The following is an 11,330-nucleotide window of genomic DNA, read 5'->3' on the forward strand; positions in this document are numbered from 1 at the left end:
ACTCGCTCTCTCTCGATGGATTAAAGGCCGCACCGCTCACGAGCGAAACAGCCGCGTATATTGCGTCTCGTGCCGCAGGCTGGCGAGATCGGCGCGAAACGTCGCGCTGCCGAGGTCGTCCAATGTCGCATTCAACGCACGATTGGCGGTTGCGGCAACGGCGGCTTCCAGCTTCACCAGCACCCGCTGGCTGTCGGTCTGGCCGAGCGGAATGAGGCGGCTCGCCGCCGAAATCCAGTTCGAGACCAGCGCATGCAGGAAGGCGTGCAGCGTCGGCGCCAGCGGCACGCCGTGCACCGCGGCGACCACGCCGACGGCGACAGGATAGACCAGTGCCGTGCGACATGCCGCCACCATGGCATCCAGCCCGTCGGCATCCCACGCGGCGCGGGAGATGTCGATGAAGGCGCGGCCCTGCGAGGTCGTCTCGAGCTGCCGCTCGCGCGACGGCACGAAGGCGGCGGCGAGCTCCGCGATATCGTTCAAGGTGGCGTCCTCGCCCAATTCAGTGGCGCGATAGGCGTGGACCAGGAACGTCGCATCGCAAAAGCCGGAACCATCGCCCAGCATGGCGTCGAGCCAGTCGGCCAGCGTCGCGGTGTCAGTGATGTCGCCCGCCTCGACCGCCCATTCGATGCCGCTGGAATAGGAGAAGCCGCCGACCGGAAAGGCCGGCGACAGCCACGTCATCAGCCGGTACAGCGCCGCCGCCTCGCGTTCGGCGAGGTCACCGGCACTCACCGGCTCATTTGTGGTCATGAGCATGCTTGTGGCCGTGGTGGTGGTCGGGGTGGTCGCAATGCTCGTCGTGGTGATGGTCGTGGCCGTGGTCATGCGCGGCATGATCGTGGTTATCGTGGCCATGATCGTGGTGGTGATGGCCGTGATCGTGATGCGCATGGTCGTCGTGGCCATGTGCATGGCCGGCATCGGCGTAAGCGCCGCCTTCGGGATCGAACGGCGCCTCGATCTCGATCACGCGCGCACCGAGGCCCTTCACCATGGCCTCGATGACATGGTCGCGGCGGATGCGCAGGCTCTTGGCCATGATCTGCGTCGGCAAATGACGATTGCCGAGATGCCAGCCGACGCGAACGAGGTGGTGCGGATCGCGACCGCGGATCTCCAGCAGCGGCTCGGGCGCCGCGACCACTTCGACCAGCCGGCCGTCCTCCAGCACTAACGCATCACCGCCGCGCAGTGCGACGGCATTCTCCAGGTCGAGCAGGAATTCGAGGCCCCGCGTCCCCGTCATCGCCATGCGGCGGCGGTGCCGGTCGTCGAAATCGAGCACCACCGTATCCGCCGGCGTCTCCGTGAAGCCGTGCTGTCCCTTAACCTGCGTCGCCCGGATCATGCTTTTACCCCGTTACCGTGTCTCGACCTTCTCGGGCGTGATCACTTCAATCTTTGGCGGCGCCGTAAAACACTTCACCGCGACGCGGCCGAACGTCTTCATGTGCTCCATGGCGCGATGCGGCACCAGCGCCTCGGCGCTCTCCCACTGCTCGACGAACACCATCTTGGCGGGATCGGTGACGCTCTCGTGCAAATCATAGGCGATGTTGCCGGGCTCCTTCCGCGTCTCCTTGATGCAGGCGGTGGCGGCCGCAATGAATTCGGCGCGCGTCTCGGGCTTGATGGTCAAGGTGGCAACGACGTAAATCACGAGAAATCCTCCCGGCTTTTCTTCTAAGGTAAGATACCGGGCGGGACCTTAGACCAGGCGGGGTCGAACGCAAAACCGGAAAAGCCGCCCCAGGACATGCAACAAGACATGCAATCGGGACATGCGCCGGGGACATGCGTCCAGACGCTATTTCAGTACATGAAATATCGCTGCGCCATCGGCAGCACCTCGGCGGGCGCGCAGGTGAGCAGTTCGCCGTCGGCGCGCACCTCGTAGGTCTCGGGATCGACCTCGATATTGGGCGTGGCGTCGTTGTGGATCATGCTCTTCTTCGAGATTTTTCCGCGGGTGTTCTGCACCGCATAGAGCTTCTTGTCGATGCCGAGCTTTCGCGCGAGGCCGCCGGTGACCGCCGCCTTCGAGGTGAACACCACGGACGACGCGGTGCGCGCCTTGCCGAAGGCACCGAACATCGGCTGATAGTGCACCGGCTGCGGCGTCGGGATCGAGGCGTTGGGATCGCCCATGGGGGCGGCGACGATCGAGCCGCCCTTGATGATACAGTCCGGCTTGACGCCGAAGAAGGCCGGCGACCACAGCACGAGATCGGCGAGCTTGCCCTTCTCGACCGATCCGATCAGTTTCGACACGCCGTGCGCGATCGCGGGATTGATCGTGTACTTGGCGATGTAGCGTTTGACGCGGAAATTGTCGTTGTCCTTGCCTTTGTCCTGGTCGAGCGACCCGCGCTGCTTCTTCATCTTGTCCGCAGTTTGCCATGTCCGGATGATGACCTCGCCGAGGCGGCCCATGGCCTGCGAGTCCGAGGACATCATCGAGAGCGCGCCGAGATCGTGCAGAATGTCTTCGGCGGCGATGGTTTCCTTGCGGATACGGCTCTCCGCAAACGCGAGGTCTTCCGCGATCGAGGGATCGAGATGGTGGCACACCATCAGCATGTCCAGATGCTCGTCGATGGTGTTGCGGGTGAAGGGCCGCGTCGGGTTGGTCGAGGACGGCAGCACATTCTTCAGCCCCGCGACCTTGATGATGTCGGGGGCGTGACCGCCGCCGGCGCCCTCGGTGTGGAAGGCGTGGATGGTACGGCCCTTGAAGGCCTTAATCGTATCCTCGACGAAGCCGGATTCGTTCAGCGTGTCGGAATGCAGCATGACCTGGACGTCGTAATCGTCGGCCACCGACAGGCAGTTGTCGATCGCAGCCGGCGTGGTGCCCCAGTCCTCGTGCAGCTTCAGCGCGCAGGCGCCGCCCTTGATCATCTCGACCAGCGCGGCGGGGCGCGACGCGTTGCCCTTGCCGGAGATGCCGAGATTGACCGGGAACGCATCGAACGACTGGATCATCCGCCCCATGTGCCACGGTCCCGGCGTGCAGGTGGTGGCGAACGTGCCGTGCGACGGGCCGGTGCCGCCGCCGAGCATCGAGGTGACGCCAGACATCAGCGCGTGCTCGATCTGCTGCGGACAGATGAAATGGATGTGGCTGTCGAAGCCGCCGGCGGTCAGGATTTTTCCTTCGCCCGCGATCACGTCGGTGCCGGGGCCGACGATGATGGTGACGCCCGGCTGGATGTCGGGATTGCCGGCCTTGCCGATCGCCGAAATCATGCCGTCCTTGATCGCAACGTCGGCCTTCACGATGCCCCAGTGATCGACGATCAGCGCATTGGTGATGACGGTGTCGGCCGCGCCCTGCTTGTTGGTGACCTGCGACTGGCCCATGCCGTCGCGGATCACCTTGCCGCCGCCGAACTTCACCTCCTCGCCGTAAGTGGTGAAATCCTTCTCGACCTCGATGATGAGATCGGTATCGGCCAGCCTGACCTTGTCGCCGGTGGTCGGGCCGAACATGTCGGCATAGACGAAACGCTTTATTTTGACGGACATCACAAGCCCCGTTTGCGTTTGAATTCCTGGTTGTTCACAGCGAAGCTCTCGCTGCTCTTACGGCATCGTCGAATTTTGCATCGAGCCACGAATTGCCGCCACGGCATCCGGCAACGACCTGCTCAGCCCAGCCCGTGTAGTCGGCGAGATCGTTGCGCTCTACGGCGGATGGGTCGGAATGAATGCGCGCGCCGATATTGCTGATCTTGTCGGCGATCTTGATCAGCTTGGCGCCGGCCGATTTCTTCGGTGCATCGACGATCTGCCGGCGTCGCCGCTCTGGCTTGGGCAGGCTCATGTCGTCGGTGCATTCAACGACGAGAGAGGCAACGCGATCGGAGAATTTCTGTGCGAGCTCCTCGCGAGTGGTGTCGGTGTCCTCGATCACGTCGTGCAGCCACCCGGCCGCGACCAGCTCGGCATCCGCGCCATCGGTCGCCGTCGCCAGCAGGTTCGCGACCTCCGCGAGATGATTGATGTAAGGCTCGTTCCCCCGCCCCTTGCGCGCCATGCCATTGTGCCGGCGCGCGGCCAGCTCAGCGGCTTCCGAGATAAGGCGGATGGCGGGAAGCATGACTCACAGCTTCCCCATCACGTCGCCACGAAAACCGTAGATCGTCTTCTTCCCCGCCACCGCGACGAGCTGGACGTCGCGGGTCTGGCCGGGTTCGAAGCGGACGGCGGTGCCGGCGGCGATGTCGAGGCGCATGCCGCGGGCTTTCTTGCGATCGAATTTCAGCGCCGGGTTGGTCTCGAAGAAGTGGTAGTGCGAGCCGACCTGGATCGGGCGGTCGCCGGTGTTGGCGACCGTCAGCGTCACGGTCTTGCGGCCGGCATTGAGCTCGATCTCGCCGTCCTGGATGAAGAGTTCGCCGGGGATCATGCTCTCGCTCCTACCTGATCGGCTCGTGCACGGTGACAAGCTTGGTGCCGTCCGGAAAGGTCGCCTCGACCTGGATGTCGTGGATCATTTCGGGAATGCCCGGCATCACCTGGTCGCGGGTGAGAACCTGCGCGCCGGATTGCATCAGCTCGGCGACGGTACGGCCGTCGCGCGCGCCTTCGAGGATGAAGTCGGAGATGATCGCGATCGCCTCGGGATGGTTGAGCTTGACGCCGCGATCCAGCCGGCGGCGGGCGACGATGGCCGCCATCGAGATCAGGAGCTTGTCCTTTTCGCGGGGAGACAGGTTCATGCAGCATCTCTTCCGTTCAATGCATCAATTCAGCAGCCATCAACTCAGCCACAGCCGCGGCAGCGCCGCGCCGGTCCGCGCCAGCACCGCCATCATGTCGGCGCGCAAGCGCGCGGCATCTTGGGCACAGAACCGCGCCATTGCAAAGCCATTCCAGGCGGAGATTCCGACCTCGCCGGCGAACGACTCCGAGGCCTCGCGGATACGCTCGATCAGCGGCTCGTCGCCGGGAACGATCAGCGCCGTGCCGATCGCGGCACCGCCCTTGGCCACTGCCGATCGCCCAAGTTTTGCACCGATATTCCCGTCGAGCCTGACAGTTTCGGCGAACACCAGCTTGCCCCCACGACGCAGCCGCCAGCGATCAATGAACTCGCCCTGCTCCATCCGCTCGCCCATGGCGGTGCGGCCGAACACGACGATCTCGCAAAGCAGAAGCGAGGCGGCCTCGTCGAGTTCGATGTCGAAACGACGATGGACCCGGGCGCGATCGAACAGGATCGTCTCCTGGGGCAACCAGCCGAGATGCGCGCCTGCGGCGACCTTCAAGGCGATATTGAGCTGCGCCGCCGCCCCTGGCGCGCGATAGACCTTCTCGGCCGCCGCCGTGGTCAATGTCAGGCGCGAGCCCTGGCCTGCCGCGATCTCGATGTCAAAACTGTCTCCGCCGGCAACACCGCCGGCCGTGTTGACGAACACGCCGGAGAGCCCCTCGCCCTCCGGCGAGGGAAAGCGCACGCGCAGGGAGCCGGACTCATGCAAGACGCCACGCCGCGTCACGCCATCGCGGGCATGGACGTCGAAGCGCACCGCGCCGCGGGCGCGGTTCGCCTCGAAAACCGAAGATGTCGTCAAAGCGTCGCTGCGCATCCGTCTCCCCAGCCGGCCGCGGCAGAAATTTTCGGATTACAGCGCCATCTGGCGGCTGATTTCGGCCGGATCGAGATTGGATCGGTCGCACGAGAACTTCACCGCGCCGCGATCCATCACCGCGAAACTGTCGCCGAGTTCGCAGGCAAAGTCGAGATATTGTTCGACCAGCACGATGGCGATGTTGCCGAGGTTACGCAGGTACGAGATGGCACGGCCGATGTCCTTGATGATCGACGGCTGGATGCCCTCGGTCGGCTCGTCGAGCAGGAGCAGCTTTGGCCGCATCACCAGCGCACGCCCGATCGCGAGCTGCTGCTGCTGGCCGCCGGAGAGGTCGCCGCCGCGCCGGCCGAGCATCGATTGCAGCACCGGGAACAGCGAGAACACGTCGTCCGGGATGTGCCTGTCCTCGCGCTTGAGCGGACCGAAGCCGGTCTTGAGGTTCTCCTCGACCGTCAGCAGCGGAAATATCTCGCGGCCCTGCGGCACGAAGCCGATGCCTTTTCGCGCCCGCTCATAGGGTTTGAGCCCGGTAATGTCGCTGCCGTCGAGCACGATCGCGCCCGAGGAGATCGGATACTGGCCGACCATGGCGCGCAACAGCGAGGTCTTGCCGACGCCGTTGCGCCCGAGCACGCACGTGACCTTGCCGGGCTCTGCGGCGATGGAGACGCCGCGTAGCGCCTGCGCCGCGCCGTAGAACAGGTTGATGTCCTTGACCTCAAGCATCGCTCAGCGCCCCAGATAGACTTCGATGACCCGCTCGTTGGACGAGACCTGGTCGATGGTTCCTTCCGCAAGCACGGTGCCTTCATGCAGGCAGGTGACCTTGACGCCGAGCTCGCGCACGAACGTCATGTCGTGTTCGACGACCATCACGGTGTGGGTCTTGTTGATCTCTTTCAGCAGCTCGGCGGTAAGATGGGTCTCGACGTCGGTCATGCCCGCGACGGGCTCGTCGACGAGCAGCAGCTTCGGATCCTGCGCCAGCAGCATGCCGATCTCGAGCCACTGCTTCTGACCGTGGCTGAGGCTGCCGGCGAGGCGGTTGCGGGCATCAGTGAGGCGAATCGTCTCCAGCACCTTGTCGATGCGCTCCGATTCCGCCCTGCTGCCGCGCCAGAACAGCGTGCCCTTGACGCTGTGGTCGACATTGAGCGCGAGCAGGAGGTTGTCCTGCACGGTCTGGCTCTCGAACACGGTCGGCTTCTGGAATTTGCGGCCGATGCCGAGCTCGGCGATGCGGGTCTCGTCCAGACGCGTCAAATCGGTGACGCCGTCGAACAGCACCGTGCCCTCGTCGGGCTTGGTCTTGCCGGTGATGATGTCCATCATCGTGGTCTTGCCGGCGCCGTTCGGGCCGATGATGGCGCGCATCTCGCCGGGCGCGAGCGTCAGCGACAGATTGTTGATGGCGTGGAAGCCGTCGAACGAGACGTGCACGCCGTCGAGATAGAGCATCGCGGAGGTCGCGCGGGTATCCATCACGTTCATTGCGCCTACTCCGCCATCTTGGGTTCGGTGACGCCATCTTCGGCCGCGGCGCTCGCGCTGGTCGCGGCGGTGCGCTTCTCTTTTGACGACTCCCACCAGGCATTGAAGGTGCCGACGATGCCCTTGGGCAGCAGCAGCGTCACCAGGATGAACAGCGCGCCCAGCATGAACAGCCAGTAGGGCGCGAGCATGCCCGAGGTGAAGAACGTTTTTGCGTAGTTGACGACGACGGCGCCGAGTGCCGCACCGATCAGCGTACCGCGGCCGCCGACCGCGACCCAGATCACCGCCTCGATCGAATTGCCCGGTGCGAATTCGCTCGGGTTGATGATGCCGACCTGGGGCACATAGAGCGCACCGGCAACGCCGGCCATGCAGGCCGACAACGTGAACACGAACAGCTTGTAGGATTCGACGCGGTACCCGAGGAACCGGCTGCGCGATTCCGCGTCGCGAATTGCGATCAGAACCTTGCCGAGCTTGGAGGACACGACGGAGCGGCAGATCAGGAAGCTCAGGATCAGCGCCAGGCAGCTCAGCGCGAACAGCGCGGCACGGGTGCCCTCGGCCTGCACGTTGAAGCCGAGGATGTCCTTGAAGTCCGTCAGGCCGTTGTTGCCGCCGAAGCCGAAATCATTGCGGAAGAAGGCCAGCAGCAGCGCATAGGTCATCGCCTGCGTGATGATCGACAGGTACACGCCGGTGACGCGGGAGCGGAAGGCGAGCCAGCCGAAGCAGAAGGCAAGCAGGCCGGGCACGACCAGCACCATCAGCGCCGCAAACCAGAACATGTCGAAGCCGTACCAGTACCAGGGCAGCTTCGAATAGTTCAGGAACACCATGAAGTCGGGCAGGATCGGGTTGCCGTAGACGCCGCGGGTGCCGATCTGCCGCATCAGGTACATGCCCATCGCGTAGCCGCCGAGCGCGAAGAAGGCGCCGTGGCCGAGCGAGAGGATGCCGCAATAGCCCCAGATCAGATCGATCGAAAGCGCGAGGATCGCGTAGCAGACATATTTGCCCCAGAGCGCGACCAGATAGGTCGGCACCTGCAGGAACGAGCCCGCGGGCAGCAGCAGGTTTGAGAGCGGGATAAGGATGCCGCAGACCGCGACGATGGCGAGAAAGATCGTCGCGCCGCGGTCCAGCGATCGGGTCAGCATGTGAGGGGTCATGCTTCCACCGCACGGCCCTTGAGCGCGAACAGGCCGCGCGGCCGCTTTTGAATGAACAGGATGATGAGAACGAGGATCGCGATCTTGCCGAGCACGGCGCCTGCGACCGGCTCCAGGAACTTGTTGGCGATGCCGAGCGTGAAGGCGCCGACCAGCGTGCCCCAGAGATTGCCGACGCCGCCGAACACCACGACCATGAAGCTGTCGATGATGTAGCTCTGGCCGAGATTGGGGCTGACATTGTCGATCTGCGACAGCGCCACGCCGGCGATGCCGGCGATGCCCGAGCCGAGGCCGAAGGTCAGCGCGTCGACGCGCGAGGTGGCGATGCCCATCGAGGCCGCCATGCGGCGGTTCTGCGTCACCGCGCGCATCTCGAGACCAAGCGCCGTGTAGCGCAGCATCGCGAGCAGGATCGCGAATACCGCCAGCGTGAAGACGAGGATCCAGAGCCGGTTATAGGTGATGGTGATCTGGCCGAGTTCGAACGCGCCGCTCATCCAGGAGGGATTGCCGACCTCGCGGTTGGTCGGGCCGAACATGGTGCGCACCGCCTGCTGCAGCACCAGCGACAGGCCCCAGGTTGCCAGCAGCGTCTCCAGCGGACGGCCGTAGAGGAAACGGATGATGCTGCGCTCGATCAGCACGCCGATGCCGCCGGCGACGAGGAAGGCGAGCGGCACGGCGATCAAGAGCGAATAATCGAAGAGTGCGGGATAGCGGGTGCGGATCACCTCCTGCACCACGAAGGTGGTGTAGGCGCCGATCATCACCATCTCGCCATGGGCCATGTTGATGACGCCCATCACGCCGAAGGTGATGGCGAGCCCGATCGCGGCGAGCAGCAGCACCGAGCCGAGCGAGAGGCCGTACCAGGCATTCTGCACCGTGGACCAGACCGCGAGCGAGCCCTGGATCGAGCTGATTGCGCTCGCAGCGGCCTTGGTCACCGAGGCCGGCTGGTCGCCCATGCCGGTGAGCAGCGCCATCGCCTCCTGGTCGCCGCGCGCCTTGAGGGTGGCGACCGCCTCGAGCTTCTCGACCTCGGTGGCGTCGGACTTGAACAGCAGGATCGCCGCGCGGGCTTCGCCGAGCGCAGCCTTGACCGATTTGTTGGTTTCCTTGGCGAGCGCGCCATCGACCGCCTCAAGCGCGGTCTCCTCATGCGACTTGAAGACGGATTGCGCGGCCTGCAGGCGCGTTCCGACGTCCGGCGACTGGAGCGTCAGGCTACCGATCGCGGCATCGACGCTGCGGCGCAGGCGGTTGTTGAGGCGGACCGCGCTCGCGCTGTCGGGAACGCTGGCGACGGGCTCGCCGGTCGCGGCATCGATCGACTTGCCGTCGGCACCGGTGACGTAAACCTTCTTGCTGTCCGGATCGGCCATGAGACGGCCGTCCTGGAGCGCGCTGATGATGGGGAAAGCCAGCTTGTTGCCGCTGCTCGCGACCACGCCGATCGCCTCTTCCGTATCGGAGTAATCGTCGTTGGCAAATTTGGCGACCGCGTCCTCGAACGGACCGGCAAAGGCCGGCAGTGCGAACGCGATCAGGAATAACGAGAGGACAAAGGTGCAGAGACGAGCGGATAGATTGGTTGGCACTGTGGATCACCCCGGCAGAAGTGGGGAGAAGGCGGCGGAATAGCCGTCTTCTCCCGTCGTGCAATAGAACGTCAGATCTGGATCAGGAGCCCGAGCCGAGGCACTTGTTGGTCTTGGTGTTGAAGTTGCCGCACTTCTTGCCGACCCAGTCGCCGACCAGGTCCTTGGAGCCATCGAGCTCCTTCGACCAGGCGTCGCCCGCGACAAGACCCGGGGTCTTCCACACCACGTCGAACTGGCCGTTGGCTTTGATTTCGCCAATGAATACCGGCTTGGTGATGTGATGGTTCGGAAGCATCTTGGAGGTGCCGCCGGTCAGGTTCTTGGCTTCGATGCCGGGTAGCGCGTCGATCACCTTGTCCGGATCGGTCGACTTCACCTTCTCGACCGCCTTGACCCACATGTCGAAACCGATGACGTGCGCTTCCATCGGATCGTTGGTCACGCGCTTCGGGTTCTTGGTATAGGTCTGCCAGGCCTTGATGAACTTCTCGTTCTCGGGCGACTTGATCGACTGGAAGTAGTTCCAGGCGGCGAGATGACCGAGCAGCGGCTTGGTGTCGATGCCGGCGAGCTCTTCCTCACCCACCGAGAACGCGACCACCGGGATGTCCTTGGCCTTGATGCCCTGGTTGCCGAGCTCCTTGTAGAAGGGAACGTTGGCGTCGCCGTTGATGGTCGAAACCACCGCGGTCTTCTTGCCGGCCGAGCCGAACTTCTTGATGTCGGCCACGATCGTCTGCCAGTCGGAGTGACCGAACGGCGTGTAGTTGATCATGATGTCTTCCTGGGCGACACCCTTCGACTTCAGGTAGGCTTCCAGGATCTTGTTGGTGGTGCGCGGATAGACGTAGTCGGTGCCCGCGAGCACCCAGCGCTTCACCTTCTCGTCCTTCATCAGATAGTCGACGGCGGGGATCGCCTGCTGGTTCGGCGCAGCACCCGTGTAGAACACGTTGCGCTCGCTCTCCTCGCCCTCGTACTGCACGGGGTAGAACAGGATGCTGTTCAGCTCCTTGAAGACCGGGAGCACGGACTTGCGCGACACCGAGGTCCAGCAGCCGAACACGACCGCGACCTTGTCCTTGGTGATCAGCTCGCGCGCCTTTTCGGCGAACAGCGGCCAGTTCGAGGCAGGGTCGACCACGACGGCTTCGAGCTTCTTGCCGTTGACGCCGCCCTTCTTGTTCTGCTCGTCGATGAGGAAGAGGATGGTGTCCTTCAGCGTGGTTTCGCTGATGGCCATGGTGCCGGAGAGAGAATGAAGGACGCCGACCTTGATGGTGTCGTCCGCGGCCTTTGCGCCGGTCAATGAAGCCAGACCCATCATCAGTCCGGCGGTCGCGGCGAGAACGCCACGGCGGCTAAATGACGCCGCTATATCGTGAGTGGATTTGTTAAGCATGGATGTATCATCTCCCTGACGCAGACGTGAAAAAGACGCTGCGAAA

The 11,330-nt window shown here is 64.1% G+C and carries 13 protein-coding genes; all 13 read right to left on the reverse strand.

Annotation, left to right across the window (positions count from 1 at the left end):
• Positions 1-36 precede the first annotated feature (36 nt).
• The 13 genes from AB7535_RS31600 to urtA all read right to left on the reverse strand — a co-directional run bounded on the left by AB7535_RS31600 (position 37) and on the right by urtA (position 11,284).
• Complete coding sequence (locus AB7535_RS31600) at positions 37-765, reverse strand: urease accessory protein UreF (RefSeq protein WP_231145484.1); 729 nt, start codon at positions 763-765, stop codon at positions 37-39.
• Positions 746-1,357 carry an urease accessory protein UreE gene (locus AB7535_RS31605; protein WP_231143908.1) on the reverse strand — a complete coding sequence of 204 codons (612 nt, stop codon included), beginning with the start codon at positions 1,355-1,357 and terminating at the stop codon, positions 746-748. Before AB7535_RS31605 ends, AB7535_RS31600 begins: the two co-directional genes overlap by 20 nt.
• A gap of 12 nt (positions 1,358-1,369) precedes the next feature.
• A complete protein-coding gene (locus AB7535_RS31610; RefSeq protein ID WP_014498210.1) occupies positions 1,370-1,669 on the reverse strand; it encodes a putative quinol monooxygenase in 300 nt (99 codons plus the stop codon).
• A gap of 152 nt (positions 1,670-1,821) precedes the next feature.
• Positions 1,822-3,537 carry an urease subunit alpha gene (gene ureC, locus AB7535_RS31615; RefSeq protein ID WP_439037449.1) on the reverse strand — a complete coding sequence of 572 codons (1,716 nt, stop codon included), beginning with the start codon at positions 3,535-3,537 and terminating at the stop codon, positions 1,822-1,824.
• A 34-nt stretch (positions 3,538-3,571) separates the two neighbouring features.
• Complete coding sequence (locus AB7535_RS31620; protein ID WP_231143906.1) at positions 3,572-4,111, reverse strand: HD domain-containing protein; 540 nt, start codon at positions 4,109-4,111, stop codon at positions 3,572-3,574.
• Between the two features lie 3 nt (positions 4,112-4,114).
• Positions 4,115-4,420 (reverse strand): urease subunit beta, encoded by a 306-nt coding sequence (locus tag AB7535_RS31625; RefSeq protein WP_007599812.1) that lies wholly within the window; start codon positions 4,418-4,420, stop codon positions 4,115-4,117.
• Between the two features lie 10 nt (positions 4,421-4,430).
• A complete protein-coding gene (locus AB7535_RS31630; protein WP_007605424.1) occupies positions 4,431-4,733 on the reverse strand; it encodes an urease subunit gamma in 303 nt (100 codons plus the stop codon).
• A 39-nt stretch (positions 4,734-4,772) separates the two neighbouring features.
• Positions 4,773-5,603, reverse strand: a complete 831-nt coding sequence (locus AB7535_RS31635; RefSeq protein WP_063980978.1) for an urease accessory protein UreD — start codon at positions 5,601-5,603, stop codon at positions 4,773-4,775.
• 36 nt (positions 5,604-5,639) lie between these two features.
• Positions 5,640-6,335 (reverse strand): urea ABC transporter ATP-binding subunit UrtE, encoded by a 696-nt coding sequence (gene urtE, locus AB7535_RS31640; protein ID WP_014498215.1) that lies wholly within the window; start codon positions 6,333-6,335, stop codon positions 5,640-5,642.
• A 3-nt stretch (positions 6,336-6,338) separates the two neighbouring features.
• Positions 6,339-7,100 carry an urea ABC transporter ATP-binding protein UrtD gene (gene urtD, locus AB7535_RS31645; RefSeq protein WP_014498216.1) on the reverse strand — a complete coding sequence of 254 codons (762 nt, stop codon included), beginning with the start codon at positions 7,098-7,100 and terminating at the stop codon, positions 6,339-6,341.
• A 5-nt stretch (positions 7,101-7,105) separates the two neighbouring features.
• Positions 7,106-8,275 carry an urea ABC transporter permease subunit UrtC gene (urtC, locus tag AB7535_RS31650; RefSeq protein ID WP_231143905.1) on the reverse strand — a complete coding sequence of 390 codons (1,170 nt, stop codon included), beginning with the start codon at positions 8,273-8,275 and terminating at the stop codon, positions 7,106-7,108.
• On the reverse strand, positions 8,272-9,879 hold the full coding sequence (urtB, locus tag AB7535_RS31655) for an urea ABC transporter permease subunit UrtB (RefSeq protein WP_231143904.1): 1,608 nt from the start codon (positions 9,877-9,879) through the stop codon (positions 8,272-8,274). Before urtB ends, urtC begins: the two co-directional genes overlap by 4 nt.
• A gap of 82 nt (positions 9,880-9,961) precedes the next feature.
• Positions 9,962-11,284: an urea ABC transporter substrate-binding protein gene (gene urtA / locus AB7535_RS31660; RefSeq protein ID WP_063980975.1), complete on the reverse strand. Its 1,323-nt coding sequence runs from the start codon at positions 11,282-11,284 to the stop codon at positions 9,962-9,964.
• Between the last annotated feature and the right edge of the window lie 46 nt (positions 11,285-11,330).

The organism is Bradyrhizobium sp. 956_D2_N1_4, assembly GCF_052076025.1.
GTDB classification, from domain to species: Bacteria; Pseudomonadota; Alphaproteobacteria; order Rhizobiales; family Xanthobacteraceae; genus Bradyrhizobium; species Bradyrhizobium barranii.

What these genes read in the sequence shown, in the direction of transcription:
- AB7535_RS31630 (WP_007605424.1), bottom strand. Translation starts at nt 4,733, where the DNA reads ATGAACCTGTCTCCCCGCGAAAAGGACAAGCTCCTGATCTCGATGGCG.
- urtC (WP_231143905.1), bottom strand. Translation starts at nt 8,275, where the DNA reads ATGACCCCTCACATGCTGACCCGATCGCTGGACCGCGGCGCGACGATC.
- AB7535_RS31625 (WP_007599812.1), bottom strand. Translation starts at nt 4,420, where the DNA reads ATGATCCCCGGCGAACTCTTCATCCAGGACGGCGAGATCGAGCTCAAT.
- urtD (WP_014498216.1), bottom strand. Translation starts at nt 7,100, where the DNA reads ATGAACGTGATGGATACCCGCGCGACCTCCGCGATGCTCTATCTCGAC.
- AB7535_RS31605 (WP_231143908.1), bottom strand. Translation starts at nt 1,357, where the DNA reads ATGATCCGGGCGACGCAGGTTAAGGGACAGCACGGCTTCACGGAGACG.
- urtA (WP_063980975.1), bottom strand. Translation starts at nt 11,284, where the DNA reads ATGCTTAACAAATCCACTCACGATATAGCGGCGTCATTTAGCCGCCGT.
- AB7535_RS31620 (WP_231143906.1), bottom strand. Translation starts at nt 4,111, where the DNA reads ATGCTTCCCGCCATCCGCCTTATCTCGGAAGCCGCTGAGCTGGCCGCG.
- urtE (WP_014498215.1), bottom strand. Translation starts at nt 6,335, where the DNA reads ATGCTTGAGGTCAAGGACATCAACCTGTTCTACGGCGCGGCGCAGGCG.
- AB7535_RS31600 (WP_231145484.1), bottom strand. Translation starts at nt 765, where the DNA reads ATGCTCATGACCACAAATGAGCCGGTGAGTGCCGGTGACCTCGCCGAA.
- ureC (WP_439037449.1), bottom strand. Translation starts at nt 3,537, where the DNA reads ATGTCCGTCAAAATAAAGCGTTTCGTCTATGCCGACATGTTCGGCCCG.
- AB7535_RS31635 (WP_063980978.1), bottom strand. Translation starts at nt 5,603, where the DNA reads ATGCGCAGCGACGCTTTGACGACATCTTCGGTTTTCGAGGCGAACCGC.